Annotated in this window: 16 protein-coding genes and 1 pseudogene; 12 read left to right on the top strand and 5 right to left on the bottom strand. The window is 60.5% G+C overall.

The genetic code is table 11. The annotated features are described in order from the left end of the window. The first annotated feature begins 88 nt into the window (after positions 1 to 88). Positions 89 to 2,194, top strand: a complete 2,106-nt coding sequence (locus tag ATN00_RS13440) for a malate synthase G (RefSeq protein WP_062065487.1) — start codon at positions 89 to 91, stop codon at positions 2,192 to 2,194. A 113-nt stretch (positions 2,195 to 2,307) separates the two neighbouring features. Next, positions 2,308 to 4,965 carry an alanine--tRNA ligase gene (alaS, locus tag ATN00_RS13445; protein ID WP_062065490.1) on the top strand — a complete coding sequence of 886 codons (2,658 nt, stop codon included), beginning with the start codon at positions 2,308 to 2,310 and terminating at the stop codon, positions 4,963 to 4,965. 104 nt (positions 4,966 to 5,069) lie between these two features. Here alaS and ATN00_RS13450 read toward each other — a convergent pair whose 3' ends face one another. Further along, positions 5,070 to 6,854, bottom strand: a complete 1,785-nt coding sequence (locus ATN00_RS13450) for a cation:proton antiporter domain-containing protein (RefSeq protein ID WP_062065493.1) — start codon at positions 6,852 to 6,854, stop codon at positions 5,070 to 5,072. Between the two features lie 257 nt (positions 6,855 to 7,111). Here ATN00_RS13450 and cofE point away from each other — a divergent pair, with 257 nt between their 5' ends. The 4 genes from cofE (at position 7,112) to ATN00_RS13475 (ending at position 10,798) form a co-directional block, all read left to right on the top strand. Beyond that, a complete protein-coding gene (gene cofE / locus ATN00_RS13460; protein ID WP_062065500.1) occupies positions 7,112 to 7,888 on the top strand; it encodes a coenzyme F420-0:L-glutamate ligase in 777 nt (258 codons plus the stop codon). Then, positions 7,885 to 8,826: a 2-phospho-L-lactate transferase gene (gene cofD / locus ATN00_RS13465; protein ID WP_062065503.1), complete on the top strand. Its 942-nt coding sequence runs from the start codon at positions 7,885 to 7,887 to the stop codon at positions 8,824 to 8,826. Before cofE ends, cofD begins: the two co-directional genes overlap by 4 nt. Before the next feature lie 5 nt (positions 8,827 to 8,831). Beyond that, positions 8,832 to 9,413, top strand: coding sequence for a 2-phospho-L-lactate guanylyltransferase (gene cofC, locus ATN00_RS13470; RefSeq protein WP_062065506.1), 582 nt, complete (start codon positions 8,832 to 8,834; stop codon positions 9,411 to 9,413). A gap of 173 nt (positions 9,414 to 9,586) precedes the next feature. Continuing rightward, positions 9,587 to 10,798 (top strand): acetyl-CoA C-acetyltransferase, encoded by a 1,212-nt coding sequence (locus tag ATN00_RS13475; protein ID WP_062065509.1) that lies wholly within the window; start codon positions 9,587 to 9,589, stop codon positions 10,796 to 10,798. A 373-nt stretch (positions 10,799 to 11,171) separates the two neighbouring features. Here ATN00_RS13475 and ATN00_RS13480 read toward each other — a convergent pair whose 3' ends face one another. Beyond that, positions 11,172 to 12,092 (bottom strand): LysR substrate-binding domain-containing protein, encoded by a 921-nt coding sequence (locus ATN00_RS13480; protein ID WP_062065512.1) that lies wholly within the window; start codon positions 12,090 to 12,092, stop codon positions 11,172 to 11,174. Positions 12,093 to 12,210: 118 nt separating this feature from the next. Here ATN00_RS13480 and ATN00_RS24010 point away from each other — a divergent pair, with 118 nt between their 5' ends. The 5 genes and pseudogenes from ATN00_RS24010 (at position 12,211) to ATN00_RS13500 (ending at position 15,815) form a co-directional block, all read left to right on the top strand. Further along, on the top strand, positions 12,211 to 12,360 hold the full coding sequence (locus tag ATN00_RS24010; protein WP_231746277.1) for a hypothetical protein: 150 nt from the start codon (positions 12,211 to 12,213) through the stop codon (positions 12,358 to 12,360). Next, positions 12,341 to 13,066 (top strand): pirin family protein, encoded by a 726-nt coding sequence (locus tag ATN00_RS13485; RefSeq protein WP_231746278.1) that lies wholly within the window; start codon positions 12,341 to 12,343, stop codon positions 13,064 to 13,066. The genes ATN00_RS24010 and ATN00_RS13485 overlap by 20 nt, the downstream gene beginning before the upstream one ends. A gap of 110 nt (positions 13,067 to 13,176) precedes the next feature. Further along, the gene (locus tag ATN00_RS13490) at positions 13,177 to 13,818 is read left to right on the top strand and encodes a hydrolase (RefSeq protein ID WP_062065514.1); all 642 of its coding nucleotides are present in this window, start codon (positions 13,177 to 13,179) and stop codon (positions 13,816 to 13,818) included. A gap of 70 nt (positions 13,819 to 13,888) precedes the next feature. After that, on the top strand, positions 13,889 to 14,899 hold the full coding sequence (locus ATN00_RS24015) for an isochorismatase family protein (RefSeq protein ID WP_156415280.1): 1,011 nt from the start codon (positions 13,889 to 13,891) through the stop codon (positions 14,897 to 14,899). Positions 14,900 to 14,923: 24 nt separating this feature from the next. Then, positions 14,924 to 15,815: pseudogene (locus ATN00_RS13500) on the top strand (pirin family protein). Positions 15,816 to 15,897: 82 nt separating this feature from the next. On the opposite strand, the gene ATN00_RS13505 reads toward ATN00_RS13500, so the two are convergent. Beyond that, the gene (locus ATN00_RS13505) at positions 15,898 to 16,803 is read right to left on the bottom strand and encodes a LysR family transcriptional regulator (protein ID WP_062065517.1); all 906 of its coding nucleotides are present in this window, start codon (positions 16,801 to 16,803) and stop codon (positions 15,898 to 15,900) included. 105 nt (positions 16,804 to 16,908) lie between these two features. Between ATN00_RS13505 and ATN00_RS13510 the strand changes: the two genes are divergently transcribed. After that, the gene (locus ATN00_RS13510; RefSeq protein ID WP_082635211.1) at positions 16,909 to 18,000 is read left to right on the top strand and encodes a YeiH family protein; all 1,092 of its coding nucleotides are present in this window, start codon (positions 16,909 to 16,911) and stop codon (positions 17,998 to 18,000) included. A gap of 220 nt (positions 18,001 to 18,220) precedes the next feature. Here the strand turns inward: ATN00_RS13510 and ATN00_RS13515 are convergent, their stop codons facing one another. Continuing rightward, positions 18,221 to 18,646: a nuclear transport factor 2 family protein gene (locus ATN00_RS13515; protein WP_062065520.1), complete on the bottom strand. Its 426-nt coding sequence runs from the start codon at positions 18,644 to 18,646 to the stop codon at positions 18,221 to 18,223. A 20-nt stretch (positions 18,647 to 18,666) separates the two neighbouring features. Next, positions 18,667 to 21,045 carry a TonB-dependent receptor gene (locus ATN00_RS13520; RefSeq protein WP_082635213.1) on the bottom strand — a complete coding sequence of 793 codons (2,379 nt, stop codon included), beginning with the start codon at positions 21,043 to 21,045 and terminating at the stop codon, positions 18,667 to 18,669. Positions 21,046 to 21,047: the final 2 nt, after the last annotated feature.

A 21,047-nucleotide genomic window follows, 5' to 3' on the forward strand; every position in this document is an offset into this window, starting at 1 on the left:
ATTTCACCACAGGAAATTCTGAATTTATATAATATCCTCTACTGCGTATAATGCCGACCGTCTATGCTCCGCCGCAAAGGAGCATCGCATGGGCAATATGATCGACAAGGCGGGCCTCAAGGTCGCGCAGCCACTCGCGACCTTCATCGAAGAGCGCGCGCTTCCCGGCACCGGCATCGACGCGCCGGCCTTCTGGTCCGGCGCGGCGGCGATCTTCGCCCAATTCGCCCCGAAAAACGCGGCCCTGCTCGCCAAGCGCGATAATCTCCAGAGTCGGATCGACGCCTTCTACAGCGACCGCGCGGGCCAACCCGGCAACGCGGCGGACTTGCGCGCTTTCCTCCAGGAAATCGGCTATCTCGTCCCCGAACCCGCGCCCTTCACCGTCACCAGCGACAATGTCGACGATGAAGTTGCCCGCCTTGCCGGACCGCAGCTTGTCGTGCCGATCCTCAACGCCCGTTTCCTCCTCAACGCCGCCAATGCGCGCTGGGGCAGCCTTTATGACGCGCTCTATGGCACGGATGCCATCCCTGGCGCTCCGGCGGGGAAGGGCTATGACGCCGGGCGCGGCGCGCAGGTCATCGCCTGGGCAAAGGCGTTTCTCGATCAGGCTATCCCGCTCGCCGGCGGCAGTTGGGCGGGTCTCACCGATGCGGAAGGCATTTCCCTTGCCGATCCGACCCAGTATCGCGGCAAGAACGGGAAGGGGCGCCTGTTCCGCCACAACGGACTTCACATCGAAGTCGTGTTCGACCGCGATCATCCCATCGGCAAAGACGATCCGGCAGGCATTGCCGACGTGATCCTGGAATCCGCGCTGACCACCATCTGCGACCTTGAGGACTCCGTCGCCGCCGTCGATGCGGAGGACAAGGTCGCCGCCTATGCCAACTGGCTGGGCCTGATGCAGGGCGACCTCACCGACACCTTCGAAAAGAATGGCGCGATAATGACCCGCGCCCTCAACGCCGACCGCAGCTATACGGCGCCCGACGGCGGCAGCTTCACCTTGCCCGGCCGTAGCCTGCTTCTGGTCCGCAATGTCGGCCATCTGATGACGACGCCCGCCATCCTCCTGCCCGATGGTAGCGAAGCGCCCGAAGGCATCCTTGACGGTATCGTCACCAGCCTGATCGCGATGCACGACCTCCAGCGCAAGGGCGGCTTCGCCAACAGCCGCTCAGGCAGCGTCTATATCGTCAAGCCCAAGATGCACGGGCCGGAGGAAGTGGGTTTCACCAACCGCCTCTTCGACGCCATTGAGGATATGCTGGGCCTCGCCCGCCATACCATCAAGGTCGGCGTCATGGACGAGGAACGCCGCACTTCCGCCAATCTCGCCGCCTGCATCGAGGCGGTGAAGGGCCGGATCATCTTCATCAACACCGGCTTCCTCGACCGCACGGGGGATGAGATGCACACGGCGATGCGCGCCGGTCCCATGATCCGCAAGGGTGAGATGAAGGCGAGCGACTGGATCGCGGCCTATGAGGACCGCAATGTCCAGATCGGCCTCGCCTGCGGCCTTTCGGGGCGCGCGCAGATCGGCAAGGGCATGTGGGCCGCGCCCGACCGCATGGCCGATATGCTGGAACAGAAGATCGGCCATCCCAGGAGCGGCGCGAACACCGCCTGGGTGCCGTCGCCGACCGCCGCGACGCTCCACGCGACGCACTATCATCAGGTCGATGTCTTCGCCCGCCAGGCCGAACGGCGCGCCGAACCCATAGCGCCGCTCGAAAAGCTGCTGACCGTTCCCGTCGCCTCCGGCCGCAACTGGTCGGCGGAGGAAATTGTGGAGGAACTGGACAACAATGCTCAGGGCATATTGGGCTATGTCGTCCGTTGGGTGGATCAGGGCGTAGGCTGTTCGAAGGTGCCGGACATTCACGATGTCGGCCTCATGGAGGATCGCGCGACCCTTCGGATTTCCTCCCAGCATATAGCGAATTGGCTGCTACACGGTGTCTGCACGGCGGAGCAGGTGGATGCCGCCTTCAAACGCATGGCAGTCAAGGTCGACACGCAGAATGCGGGCGATCCCCTCTATCAGCCCATTAGCGGTCGCGAGGAGGAAAGCCTTGCCTATCAGGCTGCCCACGCGCTGGTCTTCGAAGGGGTGACGCAGCCCAATGGCTATACAGAACCGCTGCTGCACCGATATCGCGCCCTTGCCAAGGCGGCGAGCTGAGGGAAATGGACGGGCGGCGCATCAACGCCACCCGTCCCGCCAGATGATCCAATCGACCGATGCGATGAAAAGCCCCGCTTGTGCGCCGGGGCGCTTCCCACTAAATCGCCCCCATGACCTCGACCAACGACATTCGCCGATCCTTCCTCGAATATTTCGGAGCGAACGGCCACACCATCGTCCCGTCCGCACCTCTGGTGCCACATAACGACCCGACGCTCATGTTCGTCAATGCGGGCATGGTGCCGTTCAAGAATGTCTTCACGGGCCTTGAAACCCGGCCTTATACGACGGCGACCTCCAGCCAGAAGTCGGTGCGTGCCGGCGGCAAGCATAACGACCTCGACAATGTCGGCTACACCGCGCGGCACCATACTTTTTTCGAGATGCTGGGGAATTTCAGTTTCGGCGACTATTTCAAGGAACAGGCGATTCTTCACGCCTGGACGTTGCTGACGAAGGAATGGGGACTTGCGGCGGAGAAGCTGACGGCGACGGTTTATCACACCGACGACGAAGCCTTTGATCTGTGGAAGAAAATCGCAGGCCTTCCCGATCACAGGATCATCCGCATCCCGACCAAGGATAATTTCTGGGCCATGGGCGACAGCGGCCCGTGCGGTCCCTGCTCGGAGATTTTCTACGACCATGGCGAGCATATCTGGGGCGGCCCTCCCGGATCGCCGGAAGAGGATGGCGACCGTTTCGTCGAGATATGGAACCTCGTCTTCATGCAGTTCGAGCAGGAAGCGAACGAGATCGTCGGCAACCTGCCCAGGCCCAGCATCGACACCGGCATGGGGTTGGAGCGCATCGCCGCCGTCATGCAGGGGGTGCACGACAATTACGACACCGACACCTTCAAGGCGCTGATCGCGGAATCGGGCGCGCTGACCCGCACAGCGACCGACGGCGAATACAAGGCGAGCCATCGCGTCATCGCGGACCACCTCCGCTCGACCAGCTTCCTGATCGCGGACGGGGTGCTGCCCGCCAATGAGGGCCGGGGCTATGTCCTTCGCCGGATCATGCGCCGCGCGATGCGCCACGCCCATATCATCGGCGCGAAGGAGCCGCTGATGTATCGCCTCGTCGGCGGCCTCGTGTCCGAAATGGGCGGGGCCTATCCCGAACTGGTGCGCGCGCAGCCGCTGATCGAGGAAACGCTGCTGCGGGAGGAAACGCGTTTCCGCAAGACGCTGGAAAACGGCCTGAAACTGCTCGACGAAGCCACCGCCGGTCTTGGCGAGAGCGGGACGTTGCCGGGCGAGACGGCGTTCAAGCTCTACGACACCTATGGCTTCCCTTATGACCTCACCGAGGACGCGCTGCGTTCGCGCGGGTTGGGCGTGGACCGGGACGGCTTCGACAAGGCGATGGCCGAGCAGAAAGCCGCCGCCCGCGCCGCGTGGAAGGGTTCGGGCGAAAAGGCGTCGGACGAAATCTGGTTCGATATCGCGGAAAGCGCGGGCAGCACCGAGTTTATCGGCTACAACTCGACAGAGGGCGAAGGCGAAGTGCTGGCGCTGGTCAAGGATGGCGCGCGCGTCGATGGCGCTGGGCCCGGCGATGAAGTGACAATCATTACAAACCAGACGCCTTTCTATGGCGAAAGCGGTGGCCAGATGGGCGATGCGGGTAGCATAACGTCGCAGACCGGGCTGGTCGCGGACGTGTCAGATACCGCGAAGCCGCTCGGCCGCCTGAACGCACACCGGGCGAAGGTTGGCGCGGGCAGCATCAAAATCGGCGATACCGTGCATTTGAGCGTCGATAGGGACCGCCGCGACCGGCTGCGCGCCAATCATAGCGCGACCCATTTACTTCATGCGGCGCTTCGCAATCGACTCGGCGCGCATGTGACGCAGAAGGGGAGCCTGGTGGCGCCGGATCGTCTGCGTTTCGATTTCTCGCACCCCGAAGCGTTGACGCATAGCCAGATTGCAGCGGTCGAGGCCGATGTGAACGAGCAGGTTCGTCATAATGAAGCGGTCACGACCCGTCTGATGACGCCAGACGATGCGGTGTCGGCCGGAGCGCTGGCGCTGTTCGGTGAGAAATATGGCGATGAGGTCCGCGTTCTTTCCATGGGGCGTGGCGACGAACACAGCTATTCGGTGGAATTGTGCGGCGGCACCCACGTCCGGGCGACGGGTGATATCGCGCTCTTCAAGATCATTTCGGAAAGCGCGGTTTCCTCAGGCGTTCGCCGCATTGAGGCGCTGACAGGCGAGGCTGCCCGTCTATGGCTGTCCGATCGCGAGGATCGCTTGCGTCAGTCGGCGGCGGCGCTCAAGACGACGCCGGAGGAAGTGCCTGTCCGTATCGCGGCGCTGGTGGAACAGAGCCGGAAACTGGAGCGGGAGTTGGCTGAAGCGAAGAAGGCGCTGGCTCTTGGCGGCGGCAGCGGTCCGGCTCAACCGGCGGGGCCGGAACAGGTGGGGAATGTCAACTTTATTGGTCAGGTAATCGAAGGCCTGGACCCCAAGGAACTGCGCGGCATTGTTGATCAGAACAAGACGACGCTGGGCAGCGGTGTTTCGGCGGTTTTGGCTGTCACCGATGGCCGGGCCAGCATTGCCGTGGGCGTGACCGATGATCTGATGGGCAGCATCAGCGCGGTCGACCTGGTCCGCGCGGGCGTGGAAACTCTTGGGGGGAAGGGCGGCGGCGGCCGGCCGGACATGGCGCAGGGCGGCGGCCCAGACGGCGACAAGGCCGCTGCGGCCATAGAAGCCGTAAAGGCAGCGTTGACGCAAGTTCCCGCCTGAGGGAAGGCGCGCGTCAGGCCAGAGCGATAGGACTCTCCGGCCTGACGCCACGCTGGCCTTGTTTGGATTGAAGCGTCTTCACAGGACCGCGCTCGGGACCGAATTTAAGGCACTTCGTCGGCGCGCAGGCGGCGCAGCTTCGGGGCGTTTTCAAGCTGCGCGGCATCCTTGATCCCGATACGGAGGTCTTCGCGCATCTGGTGGACGGAGGCTATCACCGGTCCCATGGCGATGCCGAGATCGACGAGCGCGGTCTCCGCCAGTTGCAACGAGCTTTCCAGCGTTTCGGGTACGGCGTCACTCGCCCCCGCCCGATAAAGCTGCGCGGCATGTTCGGTATCGCGTGCGCGGGCGATGATGGGAAGATCAGACACCCAGCCGCGCACCCGCTTGGTCACGCGGACAGACAGCACCGGATCATCCATGGTCAGGATCAACGCGCGGGCATGCCCCAATCGCAGCCGATCGAGCATTTCCGCTCGCGATACATCGCCAAAGAGGATCGGATAGCCGCTCCGGCGGGCTTCGGCGACCACATCCGGGTCGGATTCCACAACGATGAACCGCTGCTTATGCATTTTGAGCAGATCGCACACCATGCGGCCAACACGTCCAAAGCCGATGACAACGGCGGCGGCCTCTATCAGTTCTTCCTTCACCTCCACCGCTTCCTCGCCCAGCGCCATTTCAAGGCGGCGGGCGATGTCGTGGCCGATGCGGGCGAGAAGCGGCGTGATGGTAAGGCCGATTGCGGTCACGATCTGCCAGAAAGCTGCGGTGGAAGGGAGGATCAGTTTGGCCGCCGCTGCCGCCGACAGCACGATCAGCGTGGTTTCAGACGGGCTGGACATCAGTACGCCAACCTCCAGCGCCACGCCCTTACGTGCGCCGGAGAAATAAAGGAGCGCCGCCGTCACCAGCGTTTTGGCGAGGATGACCCCCATGACGGCCAGCACCAGACTTGGCCAGTTGGCGAGGATGACGCGTATGTCGAGGCTCATGCCCACGGTGATGAGGAAAACGCCCAGCGCCAGTCCCTTGAACGGCGCGGTCATCACTTCGACCTCGCCATGATATTCGGTTTCGGCGATCAGCAGACCCGCCAGCAGCGCGCCGACGATGGGGGACAGGCCCGCGATGGACGTGGCAAGGCTGGAGACGATCACCACCAGCAGACTGGCGGCAAGGAAAACCTCGGGGCTCTTGGTGCGTGCGGCCTGGCTGAAGATATGAGGCAGAATGATGCGACCGAGCACCAGCATGATAGCAATGGTGATGCCGCCCCTAAGCAGCGTGCTCGCCAATTCGCCCCATGCACCATCGGGGCTTGCTGCAACGGAAGGGGCGAGCGCGCCCAGCATGAAAATGATGGGGACGAGCGCCAGATCCTCAAACAGCAGCATCGAAAAGGCGGCGCGTCCCACCGCGCTCTGGGTGCCGACCATGGGAAGCACCACGGCGGTTGAGGACAATGCGAGCGCGAGGCCAAGGCCGATCGCGCCCGCCGTGGGCTGACCCAATATATAAAGACCTGCGGCGATCAGCAGGCCGCTGCCGAGCAGCTCGGCGGCACCAACGCCGAACACCTGCGTCCGCATGGTCCATAAGCGACGAAAACTCAGTTCCAACCCTATGGAAAACAGCAATAGTATGACGCCAAGTTCCGCGAAGGGCTCTATCGCCTCCTGATTGGATATGGTGATATGATAAAGCCAGGGATATTGGCCCACCAGCGATCCCAGCCCCGCCGGGCCGACCGCGAGGCCTACCAAGATGAAACCGATGACCGGGCTGATGCGGAAACGAGCAAATCCGGGAATGACCAGACCGGCTGCGCCGAGGATGACAAGGGAATCACTGAAGCTTTGAGGATTGATTGCGCCGGCCATGCTCTATCATCGCGGCGTGGCATGCGAATATCCAGAGTTTTTCAGTAGAAATATCCAGATGCCATCATCAGCCATCGCGACTGACGTTGAAGACGGTGGTCGTTCCGGCGGGCGAAATCGGTCTGCGCGCATCATATGCGGGATTGCTTTGCGATTCAGTGTTGCGGAGGGCTTGACCTCCGTGCTGATCGCCCTCAATCGTCGATACAAGATGCCCGGTTCCGGCATTCGCATCACGGGGGTTCGACCGTTTCATCATGACTTCTGCCGCATCGGCCACCGCCACCCTGCTTGCCCTGGGCGGCATGCCTATGATCGGGCAGGGCGACGATCTTTCCGGAATGATCCTTGATGCGCTGGAGCGGTCGGGAGAAATTTTGCTGGATGGCGACATCATCGTTCTCGCGCAGAAGATTGTGTCGAAGGCGGAAGGGCGGGCCGTTTCTCTGGCGCAGGTCGTGCCTTCCACCGAGGCGAGGGAACTGGCGTTGCGATGCGATAAGGACCCACGTCTTGTGGAACTGGTCCTTTCCGAAACGGATAAGGTGATGCGTGTCCGTAAAGGCGTGCTCGTCGTCCGTCATCGGCTGGGCTTGGTGTTGGCCAACGCAGGCATCGACCAGTCGAACATCGCGCAGGATGAAGACGGTGTCGCGCTCCTGCTGCCGCTTGATCCAGACGCCAGCTGCGCGGTCATCCGGGAAGAGATCGTACGGCGGACGGAAAAGGATATCGCTGTGTTGATCATTGACAGTTTGGGTAGGGCCTGGCGCAAGGGCACCTGTGGCATCGCCATCGGTGTGAGCGGAATGGCCGGACTGTTGGATCTGCGCGGCACACCGGATTTGCACGGACGACAGCTTCAGACAAGTGAGTTAGGCCTTGCCGACGAAGTGGCAGCGGCGGCATCGCTGGTCATGGGACAGGGCGACGAAGGGCGGCCGGTCGTTCTTGTCCGGGGTGTCGGCCGCGGACGTTCCAAAGGCAGCGCTGCCGAATTGATCCGCGAGCCTGAGCTGGACCTTTTTCCATGAGCGTGCTGGCATTGGCAGGTGGCGTGGGCGGAGCGAAACTCGCCAATGGACTTGCCGCGATATTACCGCTGGGGACACTTACCATAGCGGTCAACACGGGCGATGATTTCGAGCATCTCGGATTGCTTATCTGTCCCGATCTCGACAGCGTGACCTATGCGCTGGCGGATATGAACAATGTGGAACTGGGCTGGGGCGTTGCGGATGAAAGCTGGGCCTTCATGGATGCCATTGCCCGGCTGGGTGGCGAAACATGGTTCCGGCTGGGTGATCGCGATCTGGCGACGCATATCCTGCGACGGCAGCTCATGCAGCAGGGGGATTTGTCCGCAGCAACGGATGAAATCGGGCGGCGCCTTGGTATAGCGCAGAGGATTGTGCCGATGAGCGATGATCCCGTCCGGTCCATCGTGTCGACGGATCGTGGGGATCTGCCTTTTCAAGATTATTTCGTCCGCTATCAATGCGCGCCGCGATTTGAATCGATCCGCTTTGACGGAGTCGAGAAGGCGCGGCCCAGTGCTGGATTTCTCGCGGCGCTCGGTGATCCGGCGCTGGAAGCCATCATTCTCTGCCCGTCCAATCCACTGCTGTCGATTGCGCCGATATTGGCGGTGCCGGGCGTGCGCGAACATATTGTCAACCGGAACGTGCCCTGCATCGCCCTGTCGCCTTTCATCGCGGGGCAGGCGGTTAAGGGACCGGCAGCCAAGATTATGACCGAGTTGGGCATTGCCACCACGCCGGCAGCCGTGGCCGCCCATTATGGCGAACTGATCGACGGATTGGTGATCGATACCGCTGACGTGGGCGCATTGTCAGACAAGCGGCCGGCCCTTTTCGCCACGGATATATTGATGCGCGATCCGGCGGATCAACGGCGTCTGGCGAGCGAAGTGCTGGACTTTGCGCGTGCCCTGAGCGCGACCGCGCGCTAAGCCGCATGGCAGGCACCATCATCATTCCAGTCAAGCCTTTCCATGAAGGTAAAACCCGGCTTGCGTCCATCCTGACCCCGGAACAGCGCAAACGGCTGAGCTGCGATTTCTTCCAGCATGTCCTTACGTTGGCCAAGGACCGGGCATTGAATGCAGAGGTGCTGGTCGTCAGCCGGTGCCAGGAAGCCTTGGAGATGGCGCGTAAAGCTGGTGCCCGAAGCATGATTGAGCGGGGACAGGGCCAGAACAGCGCGCTGGAGCAGGCGATGGGCCGGGTAAATGGATCGGTTTTGTTGTTGAGTTCTGACCTTCCCTTCCTGATCACGGAAGATCTCGCAGCCATGCTCGCGTTGAGAGAAACCGTGGATGTCGGAATCGCCACGGACAAAGCAAGGGCCGGCACTAACGCGCTTTTTCTGGCCCAGCCACGCCTGATCCGTCCTTGTTTCGGGCCGGATAGCCGTGCGCTGCATGAAGCAGAGGCGGACAGGGCGGGGTTGCGCTGGACAGTGGTAGAACGGATCGGCTTGGCTCATGACGTGGATCGACCCGAAGACCTGCTGTTTCTGAACAATCGCTCCTGTTGACTTAGCGGGGAAGTTGCTGGCCGCGCTGGGCGACCCGAGGCGGCACAGGATGGCATCATATGTCTGCCCGGGCGGCGAGCAAGATACTGGTGGAGCGTTTGGGGTTTTTCCTCTGCATCGACGGCGATTCGCATGCTAGGAATTATCGGTATCTACTCGAAAGGATCCTCCTAATGTCGCTGCGCCGGGCCGCAATTGTTTCGCCCATTCGCACTCCCGTGGGAAAATTTCTTGGCAGTCTGTCCCCGGTTTCAGCGGGAGAACTGGCGGCAGTGATCATGCGAGCACTGATCGGCCGCTCCGGGGTGGATCCTGACAGGATCGATGATATCGTATTTGCCCAGGCCTATGGGAATGGCGAAGCGCCGTGTGTCGCGCGCTGGTCCGCACTCGCCGCCGGTCTGCCTATCTCGATCCCCGGCTATCAACTCGACCGGCGTTGCGGCTCTGGTTTGCAAGCAGTGATCGATGCCGCGATGATGGTGCAAACAGGAGCAGCCGACGTTGTGGTGGCGGGTGGCGTGGAAAGCATGTCAAATGTCGAATATTATTCGACTGACTTGCGGAAGGGCGCCCGTGCTGGCTCCGTAACCATGCACGACCGGTTGATTCGTGGCCGGATCATGTCGCAACCTGCCGCACGGTGCGGCGTCATCAGTGGAATGATCGAAACAGCCGAAAACCTGGCACGGGACTATGACATCACGCGCGCCCAATGCGATGCCTATGCGGCGGCCAGCCATCAGCGTGCCACTGCGGCATGGGCAAATGGCGTTTTTGCCGATGAGATCGTTCCCGTACCTGTCCCGCAAAAGCCAGGCGATCCGCTGATGTTTAGCCATGACGAGGGATATCGCCCGGATGCGACGGCGGAATCGCTCGCAACATTGCGTCCCCTAGAGGGCGGCGTCGTCACTGCGGGGAATGCCAGCCAGCAAAATGATGCCGCTGCAGCTTGCCTGGTGGTCGCGGAGGATAAATTGGCCGAACTGCGGTTGGAGCCGATTGCATGGTTTCACAGTTGGGCGGCAGCGGGCTGTGAACCCTCGCGCATGGGGATAGGGCCAGTTCCTGCCGTGGAACGGCTATTCGCTCGATCCGGGCTTGGCTGGAGTGATATTGACCTTATCGAACTGAACGAAGCCTTTGCGTCTCAGGTGTTGGCTGTGCTCAAGGGGTGGGGGTGGAGCGCGACGGACGAACGCCACGCCCTCCTCAATGTCAATGGGTCGGGCATTTCCCTTGGTCACCCGATTGGTGCGACGGGAGGACGGATTCTCGCCAATCTGACCCGTGAACTCAAACGGCGCGGTGGACGCTTTGGATTGGAGACGATGTGCATTGGAGGGGGGCAGGGCATCGCGGCGATATTCGAAGCAGCCTGATCGCACAAAACCAACGCGGCGCGGACGGACTTCTCCGGCACACTGAACATTGATTCCGTGCTCAGCTTCTCTGCCGATAGGGATGCCCTTGCTACCAGTCGGTTTGTTGTACTGACGCCGAACTCATCGGCACGGGATCAAAGATTAGGCACAATATTCGATTCTAACTATCTGAAATGCAGTTCTGAGCGGGCGACCCACCAATTTCGGAGCTGTGAAATGTGGGGAACTCTCCCAACTAAGAGGGATGTATCAATCTTACTGAGTGAGCCGCCCCGAGTTTACCGGAGGCTTATGGTCTTAACGCTCCAGTAAGCCGACCGTCAGCTTGTCGGGATTAAAAATCGGCGGCTAAACAGCCGGGAAGGGGCGTTCATGTCTTCAAGGCATTCTCGGCGGCGGCGCGTTGAACCGCACATTCTCTGACAAAGAAATCTAGAAGCGCCCGAACCGACGGCAGCAACCCCCTGCGCGAAGGAAATACGGCATGGACGATCGCCGCCGGAGGACGCCAATCCGGCAGGAGATGAACCAGCCGGCCTGCCATAACATCTGGCCATATCAGCAGGGTAGGCAATTGCACGACGCCCAGTCCCTCCAGCGCCCCCGCGCGCAAGGTTGCCATGTCATCAGTGACGATCCGTGGGCGATGGCGGACGGCCGCCCGCTGGCCATCGCTGCTTTCCAGATGCCATTGATAATCGTTGTGTGCCGGCCCCAGATCGAGGCTTGGTAGTCCATTGAGGTCGGCGGGGTAGATGACGGGGCGTGTGATCAGTTCAGGGCTGGCCATCAAGCATTGCCGGCTGTCATCCAGCTTGCGCATCACCAGCCCCGTATCATCGAGCGGCGGAAAACGCGCCCGAATGGCAAGGTCATATCCCTCAGCAATCAGATCGACCGGACGATTGAAGCTTTTGAGGTGAATATCGACCGCCGGATGCTCCTTCACAAAATGAGCGACAAGGCCGCTGAACTGGAATTGCAGCAGCCCGACCGGGCAGGCCATTCGGATGACACCTCTGGGTTCCGCGCGCAGTTCGGCGATCGCCTGCTCGGCGGCTTCGGCCTCGACCAGCATGGCGAGGCAGTGCCGATAATATTCCTGCCCCACCTCCGTGACGGAGAAGCGCCGCGAGGAACGATTGAGCAGGCGCACGCCCAATCGGTCTTCCAGCAATAATATGCGCCGGCTAAGTTTGGATTTGGGCTGATGGATGGTTCGTGCGGCGGGCGCAAAGCCGCCATGCTCGACCACCTGTGCGAAATAATAAAGATCATTGAGGTCGTGCATCGTCCCATCAGTAGGACGCTGCGTCCCCGATCGCAATCTTTCGCTATCATCATTGCAGGATCATCTTCGCTGCAAGTTCAGGGCCGCAAAATGGAGTCGCCCTGCCAGGAGGTGCAAGATGACCAAGGAAATTCTGGGCCGTTATGGCAATGATCATGGCCATTGGGTGGGCGATGGCTTCCCCGTTCGCTCGCTTTTTTCCTACCATGGCCTGGGTCAGCATATCAGCCCGTTCCTGCTGCTGGACTATGCTGGTCCCCATTATTGAACGTCGTGGCGTTGGCCAGCATCCCCATCGTGGCTTCGAGACGGTTACCATCGTTTATGATGGCGAGGTCGAGCACAAGGATTCCGCCGGCAACGGCGGCGTGATCGGTCCGGGCGATGTGCAGTGGATGACGGCCGGCGGCGGCATATTGCACGAGGAATATCATTCGCCCAGCTTTGCGCGGACCGGCGGTCCATTTCGCATGGTGCAGTTGTGGGTCAATCTGCCGGCCAAGGACAAGATGACCCCCGGCGGCTATCAGGCGATCGTCAATGCCGACATCCCTGTCGTCGAACTGGCAAGCGGTGCCGGCGTGGTGCGGGTGATTGCTGGGGCGTTCGACGGCATTGATGGTCCAGCCCGGACCTTCACCCCCGTCAATGTCTGGGACATGCGCCTGACCCGCGATGCGGAGATGCGCCTGCCGTTGCCCGAAGGCCATGTCGCGATGCTGGTCGTTCTGAGTGGTCGGCTGACCGTGGCGGGCGAGCATGAGATTGGCGAAGCGGAAATGCTGCTGCTCGGTCGCGATGGACAGGATGTTCAACTCCGTGCCGATGGCGACACGACATTGCTGGTGCTGACCGGCGAACCGATCGACGAGCCGATCGTCGGTCATGGCCCCTTCGTTATGAACAGCGAGGCGGAAATCCGGGCGGCCGTCGATGACTTCAACAATGGTCGTTTCGCGCAGGCGATCGGCTGACGACCTCAACCCCGGCGGTCATCCTGATCGCCGGGGCCATGGTTACGGGGCGGTCGGGCGTCCAGCCGACCTTCGTTTCATTACGGAAGCTGCACAGGAAAGGAACCATCATGACGAGCGAATCCATCCGCGATCCCAAGGCGGATCATCTGCTGACACCGCAAAATTCGGCCTTTATCATCATCGACTATCAACCGGTCCAGGTGAATTCGATCGCCTCGATGGATCGGCAACTGCTGCTCAACAACATCGTCGGCTGCGCCAAGGCGGCGGTCGCCTATGATCTGCCGATCGTGCATTCGACCGTGAACGTCGAAACCGGCCTCAACCACCCGCCGGTCCCGCAAGTACGCAAAGCGCTGGCCAATTATCCGACCTATGACCGCACGAGCATCAACAGCTGGGAAGATATCGAATTTCGCCAGGCAGTGGAGGCGACGGGGCGCAAGAAGCTGATCATGACCGCGCTCTGGACCGAAGCCTGCCTGACCTTCCCGGCGCTCGATGCACTGAAGGAAGGATATGAAGTTTATGTTCCGGTCGATGCGGTTGGGGGGACATCGCTGGCCGCACATGAGGCAGCCCTCCGCCGGATCGAGCAAGCCGGTGGCAAGATGATCTCGGTGCCCCAGCTTTTCTGTGAACTGCAGCGTGACTGGAAACGCAGCGAGACCGTGCCCGCCTTCATGAACCTGTTCATCGAAACCGGTGGCACCGCTGGCATCCAGTTTTCCTACGACAAGGCCGACTGATTTTTTCGATCACGGCCAGACGGCATCACGCCTTGGCCGTGATCGACCTCCACTCCGCAGGAGAAATTCCATGTCTTCCCCCGCCAATTTCAACGGCAGCCGACCGATCATCGATCCTGACGATTCCGTGATGCTGCTGATCGACCATCAGAGCGGCCTGTTCCAGACCGTTGGCGACATGCCGATGCCTGAATTGCGATCTCGAGCCGGCGCGCTCGCCTCGATCGCGACGCTGGCCAAAATCCCTGTCATCACGACCGCGTCAGTACCCCAGGGGCCGAATGGTCCGCTGATCCCGGAAATCCATGCCAATGCGCCACATGCCCAATATGTGGCCCGCCGGGGCGAGATCAACGCATGGGATAATCCCGATTTCATTGCAGCGGTCAAAGCGACTGGACGCGGGACGCTAATTATTGCGGGTACGATCACCAGTGTCTGTATGGCCTTCCCCTCTATTGCCGCCGTGCAGGATGGCTATCGCGTGTTCGCGGTGGTTGATGCGTCGGGAACCTATTCGAAGATGGCGCAAGAAATCACGCTGGCGCGTGTTGTCCAGGCGGGCGTGGTGCCAATGGATACGGCCGCCGTCGCATCGGAAATCCAGAAGACATGGCATCGCGATGATGCGGAAAAATGGGCCGAGATTTATACCCGCATATTCCCGCCCTATCAGTTACTGATCGAAAGCTATGCCAAGGCGCAACAGGTTGCGATCGAACATGAAATGCCCGATTCACAGCGGAGATGGAAACCAAATATGGCCGGCGCCCTGCCGGCCACGTCGAAAGGCGGACATATGACGAATAAGGTGATCGATAATCCCGCTGAACATCGGTTTGAGCTGGATCTGGGCGGCGACGCATTGGCGGCGGCCTATTATCGGATCGAGGAGGGACGGGTGGTTCTGATCCATACCGAAGTCCCCTATGCCTTTTCCGGTCAGGGCGTGGGCACAAGATTGGCCACAGGCGTGTTCGACCTCATATGTGCCAGCGGTCGCAAGGCCGTGCTGAAATGCAGCTTCATGGCACGCTTCTTCGCGAGCCATCCCGAATATGCCGATATTGTTGACGGCTGATCCGACTGAGGCAGGAATGTTAGGATGATCGAGATGGTAATCGAGCAGCGCCGGCGCAGCCTGAGCGGCGAGCTGGAGGTCGGACGGGTGCTTCCTTAAGCCAAGCGGCGGATGATTGGCCCTTTCATTTTCTTCGATCATATGGGACCGCTCGACGTTGCGGCGGGGGCGGGACAGGATCTCGATGTACGCCCGCACCCCCATATCGGGCTTTCCACCGTTACCTATCTTTTTTCGGGTGAGATCATGCACCGCGACAGCGTGGGATCGGTCCAGACCATCCGCCCGCAGGAGGTGAACTGGATGACCGCCGGCAGCGGTATCACGCATAGCGAGCGATTCGAGAAGGCCCGCGCGGTGGGCAATCATCTACATGGGATCCAGGCCTGGGTTGCCTTGCCCAGGGAGGATGAGGAGAGCGATCCGAGCTTTTCCCATCATGGCGGGGCTGACCTGCGGCACTGGGAGGAGGGTGGCGTGAGCTGTCATCTGATTGCCGGTGCAGCCTATGGACTCAAGGCCGCTGCGCGCACCCATTCTCCGCTTTTCTATGCCCATCTCGACATGGTGCCCGATGCGGTTGCGGGCATCCCGACAGATCAACCCGAGCGCGCGGTCTATGTTGCACGTGGCGCGATCGAACTGGATGGTGAAACCTATGGGGCCGGCAAAATGATGATCTTGGACGGGCAGGCGTCGTAACTGCGGGCGTTGGAAGATAGCAGTGTCATGCTGATCGGCGGCGAACCGATTGGCGAGCGTTTCCTCTACTGGACTTTCGTGTCGTCATCCCAGAATCGGCTGGCGCAGGCTGCAGCCGACTGGAAGGCGGGGCGCATGAAGCTGCCCGATTGCCGATCATGGGGAGTTCATTCCCCTCCCGGAAGGCCCCCCACCTTCTGCAGCGCGACAGTAAGCGGAACATCAGCACCTGGAATTTGAGAATCAGTCTCGGAACGGCAAGGAAGGCAGCGACTGCGGAGAGGGTCGATAGCGTCCTATGTCGCTCGTTCATGCGGCTCTGTAACGGTACCCTTCATGCTAATTACCTGCAGCAAGGCGTCGGCTGCCTTGGTGCGATAGCGTTCCTTGTGGCGCATTCCAAAGAAGGGGCGAGGATCAAGGGCGATCGGGGCGGCGTGCAACATGCCTGCCTCAATAGCCGGTGCGACGACCAACGCCGATAAAACGGCAACGCCAGCACCAGCTTCCACGGCGGTACGAACGCTCTCGTTGGACGGCATCACCAGCGCGACATCAAGCGTGGCGGGATCGATGCCACGGGCACGCAAATAGCTGTCGAGCGTGGAGCGGGTGCCCGACCCTGGCTCGCGCTGTACCCATCGGGCCTGGCGCAACCAGGCTTCATCGACACGCGCTTCTGAGAAAGGCTCTGCGCCGACCAGTAACAGTCGATCCTCACCTATCGGCCAATGCGCTAACGATGGATCGTCGATCTCGCCCTCAACGATGCCTAGATCAGCCTCGCCGTCATGGACTCGGGCCGCTGCCTGTTCGGTATTGCCGATTGCCAGTTCGATCCCGATCGTCGGGTAGCAGTCGTGGAAATTAGCAAGGATCGGCGGTAGCCAATAAGCCGCAATGGTCTGGCTGGCGACAATGCGAAGCGTGCCTCGCTTCAACCCGCTCAGTTCTTCGAGCACATGCTCTGCCGCGCCGGCGCGAGCAAGCACGCCCCGGGCTTCGGTCAGGAACAGCTGTCCCGCCTCGGTCAGAGTGATGCCACGCCCCACGCGGTGAAACAGCTTGATCGTATGCCTTTCCTCCAGTGCGGCAATTGCAGCCGATGCAGCGGATTGCGTGACATTGAGGGCGCGCGCTGCGGCCGTCATGTGTTCGCGTTCGGCCACGCCGACAAAGATCCGAAGTTGTTCCAACGTCATGCCATATCAGTATCAGCATCAATCACATTTGGCGATTAGAATCACAAACAACCTTCGTTGGAGCGATCGATCGGGGAAACATAGATCGAGCGGCGAAGGGAAAATATGTTGACCAGTCTTGCTCATCAGCCAACATCGTCGAACAGTTCAAGCGGCAGGGTCGTTGCCGTTCTGCCGGGTATCAGCCTCTGCCTCGCCTTGACCGGAGCAGCTTATGCCTTGGAAGCTGGCGAACGCGCACTTGCCGGCAAGGCGTGGGCGGAAGCGCTGGTCCTCGCCATCTTGATAGGCACCGTCGTGCGTAGCCTTTGGGTCCCCGGCAATCGCTGGCAGGATGGCATTGCATGGAGTGCAAAATATCTGCTGGAAGCGGCCGTCGTCCTGCTCGGCGCTTCGGTTAGTGGCGCAACCATCCTGGCTGCAGGGCTACCCTTGCTCGCTGGGATCGCCGGTGTGGTGGCGAGTGCCATCCTACTTAGCTTCGGCATCGGTCGGCTGCTGAGATTGCCGACCCGCATGGCGCTTCTGGTTGCGTGCGGCAATTCGATTTGCGGCAACTCGGCCATCGCGGCCGTCGCACCGGTCATCGGTGCAGACAGTGAAGACGTGGCGGCCTCGATTGCCTTCACAGCGGTGCTAGGGGTGATCGTTGTGCTTGCTCTGCCACTGCTTGGCATTGCGCTGGGTATGAGCGGGCTTGCGTTCGGCACGCTCGCCGGGCTTACAGTCTATGCTGTTCCGCAGGTCATTGCGGCGACCTCGCCGCTGGGCGCCACTGCCGTGCAAATGGGCACGTTAGTCAAATTGGTGCGCGTGCTGATGCTCGGGCCGGTGTGCCTCGTCCTTTCGCTGGTGGCACCACTTCTCGCAGCGCAGGCTGCGCGCATTGATGGGTTCAACCCAGGTCCGTCGGCGGTCAAGCGGCTCGATTTGGCGAATTTGGTGCCGTGGTTCATCATCGGCTTTTTGGCGTTGGTGGCCTGCCGCTCGTTAGGGCTGGTAGCAACGGCCGTCATTGCACCGATCGGTTACGTCGCCACGTTGCTGACCGTCATGTCTATGGCCGCGCTCGGTCTCGGCGTGGACCTTGGCACCGTCGCCAAGGGCGGCGGAAGAGTCGCAGCGGCGGCAGTCTTCTCGCTGTTGGGCCTTGGGGCAATTAGTCTGGTCCTGCTGGACGGGCTGCACATGGTCTGAGTGGGTACCGATGGCCGCATGCTGTGGTCAGATTGTCGGCCAATCCCAAACCGTCGATTGTAAGCTGCCGGTCTGCATCTAGAGGACGGAAATTGCCTCCCGAACGGCCGCAAAGGGTCGTTTCAGGGCTTGAATGACTTCGCCGTGCATCCTGATAAGGCAGGATGCACGGCGAAGAGCAAAATTTATGCACCTAGATCGCGCAAAGCGACACTTTGCGCTATTGGCCCATGATCTTCGACATTGCCTTTTGATCGACGCCGATCTGTGCCTCGGCAGCGCGAGTGTCGAAAATCTCGCGCCATGCGGTGATTAGGCCGTCAGTGAAGTCAAAAACTGCCATGACCGGAACGCTAACGCGCTTGTTCCCCAAGTCGGCAAAAGTGGCATGATCCGTGCGCTCTGTGAAAACATGGGCGTCATCCGCCATTATGATGTGAATCTCGGCGTGCAGATCCTTGTACACTGTCAATTGCCGCGCGATCTCCGCGACGATCTCACCTGGCCCGACAATTGGCGCGACTGCGGGAACAAGGGGTTGGTAATAGGCATCTGGGGTAAAATAGTCCTCGAGACCCTTGCCTGAAACACGCCCCGAGTGGACGATGTTGAGAATTTCCCGGACTCGGCGTTCATTGGGATGCATGACAGACTCCTTCATTCATATTATTTGGCGAGTGATCCGAAATGATAGGCAATTGACACCCCATACACTCGGGGTGCGCCAGGAAAGGCCACCGCGGTTGCCAGCGGACCTGAATAGAGATCACTGAACGTGCGCGTGTTGTATTTCTTATCGAAGAGATTCCGTACAAAAGCGCCGATCTCCAGGCGCGGCTCGTCAAGATCGGCGCTCAATCGCAGGTTGAAGATGCCGTAACCTGGAATACGGCTGAGCGCATTCTGCTGGTCAATAATCGCGCGATCGGCGGACGAGATGCCTGGAGCCGCTGTAACGGGACTGAAGGACTGCGAACTGATATAGGCAAAATCCCCATGCGCCTCGATTGCGCCCCATGGCATTTCGAATGTCTGTGTGGCGGCCACTGTCGCATTGAATTTGGCAAGCTGGGGCAGCGGTTCCCCGCTGCGATCCACGACAACAGGCGCACCATTGACGATCTGTGTGTCGAGGAAGCTCCCTTTGTCGTATCGACCGTGAAGGAGGCCGATCGAACCGGAAAGCTCCATTCCGTGCCAAGGTTTTGCCGCGAGTTCGAACTCTGCTCCGCGCACTTGGGCGTTGCCCGCGTTCACGACATATTGAGTGACGGACGTGGGCGTAACAACGATGTTGAGGTTGCGCTGAACATCGCGCTGCCAGGCGTTGAACAACGCAACATTGAACCGAACCCGACGGTCAAACAATTCCGCCTTGAAGCCGATTTCGATGTCTCTCACCTTCTCCGGGGAGAAGGCTGGTATCGACCCGAAGCGCAAGTTCCATCCGCCTGCCATCGCCGCACCGCTCGTTTTGGCATAGGCGAAGAGATCTGAGGTCACTTGATAGTCCAGACCGAAGGTCCAGGCTGGATAATTGAAGTTGGTAGTCTCGGTCTGATCGCATGGCGGCACATTACCGCCATCCGGCGAAGCCACATTGCAGGTCGCAATATCGTTATAGACTGACCGGTTATGGAGCACGACCTTGCGCTTATCCCAGGTCCAACGCAGGCCAGACGCCAGTCTTAGACCGGGCGCCAGTTCATAATATCCTTGAGCATAAATACCGCGTGATATGTTCAGAACGTCTCCGTCATTGAGAAGTGGCGGCAGCCCAAGCACGCCCAGCGACTGAAAAAGCGATTGCTCGTCGCCGGTCTCGCGCGAAAAATAGAGACCGCTTATCCAGCTCAAGGAACCGGCATCGCCCGAAAGCTGTAGCTCCTGGGAAATCTGCTTGGATCCAAAGCCGGTATGGTTCTGTGCAAGCTCGAGCGGCGTTCCATCCAGGTCAATCACCGCATCGGTCCGGCTGTAACGATAGCCTGTAATCGATTGCAGCTTCACAGCGCCAAGGTCACCATTGATCGTTAACGAGCCGCCTCCAGCCTTGAGGACATCCATCGGCGTCTCTCCGAGCGGACCGGTCGTACCATAGCTCCTATAAAAATTATTCTTGCGCTGCAGATATGGGGTCAGGATCGGAGTGAGGTCGGCAAGCGGCGCAAGACTGGGCACGATACCAACTAGCGGCGTCACGATCGCGGTTAGCGCCGTGGCGTTGAATCCAGCAAGTGCAACATCTTGGCCGCTGTCACGGCGATAATTATAGTCCCCGGACAAGGTGACATCCCAATTGCTTCCCTCGGGCGCCCATCGCAGTTTGGCTCGGACGAAATGATTAGCTGCCTGATCAAAGGTCCTGCGGTTCAGGGTTTCATTGTGGCCATAGCCGTCATCTCTGTTGAAGCTGTAAGTGATGCGGGCCGAAAGCGCGGAGCCGGTAACCGGCAGATTGAGCGTTCCGCTCGCGTCGAGCGTATTATAGTTTCCATAAGAGACGCGCGCTTCCGCCCCGAATTCTCCGTTGGGCTGTTTGGTGATGATGTTGAGCGCTCCACCGGTGGTGTTGCGACCAAATAATGTACCCTGCGGACCGCGCAGTACCTCTACTCGATCTAAGTCAGCGAAGTCGAAGAGGCCCTGCGAAGGGCGGGGGATATAAACACCGTCAATATAGATGCCGACGGCCGGGTCGGAGGCGCTCCCCGGGTTTACTTGGGACTGACCGCGAATCGAGACGAAGGCATAGCCCGAAACCGAGGGCGATCCTGTCGCCACGTTCAAGTTGGGTGCAAGGCGCTGCAGATCTTTCGCATTTTGGACCTGCGCCTGGACGAGTTTGGTATCATCAATCGCAGTCACGGAAACCGGCGTTGTCTGAAGAGATTCAGCCGTTCTTCGCGCTGTCACGACAATATCGGCTAACCCCTGGTCCACCGATGCACCAACCGTGTCTTGTGCATGGGCCGGCACCGCCAAAGCGCACGCTGATGTGGTAGCAAACCAAATAGCGACGCGTGCTCTCGTGCTATCAACCATAG

The organism is Sphingobium baderi (genome assembly GCF_001456115.1).
Lineage (GTDB): Bacteria > Pseudomonadota > Alphaproteobacteria > Sphingomonadales > Sphingomonadaceae > Sphingobium > Sphingobium baderi_A.